1 pseudogene is annotated in these 437 nt (G+C 52.4%); it reads right to left on the minus strand.

The features are described 5' to 3' along the window. Positions 1–437 (minus strand): annotated as a pseudogene (locus ASC50_RS04745) (elongation factor 4); the annotation flags it as partial.

Genomic DNA, 437 nt, shown 5'->3' on the forward strand with positions numbered 1-437 from the left:
GGACGGCTTTGATGGTTTCGCGGGCGATGATTTTTGCGCCGATGGCGGTTTGAATTGCCACGTCATACTGCTGACGTGGGATGAGTTCTTTCAGTTTTTCGCACATCTTGCGACCAAACGTTACCGCATTGTCGATATGGGTCAGCGTGGAGAGCGCGTCCACCGGCTCGCTGTTGAGCAGGATGTCCATCTTGACCAATTTTGAGGGGCGATAGTCGTGCAGGTGGTAGTCAAACGAGGCATAGCCTTTGGAAATGCTTTTCAGTTTGTCGTAAAAATCAATCACGATTTCGCCCAGCGGCAGGTCAAAAATGATTTCCACGCGGTCGCCGGAGATGTAGTCCTGCTTCACCAAAATGCCGCGCTTGCCGAGGCAGAGCGTCATAATCGGACCAATGTAGGTCGTACTCGTGATGACCGACGAGCGAATGAAAGGC

This window comes from Candidatus Symbiothrix dinenymphae, from assembly GCF_001431085.1.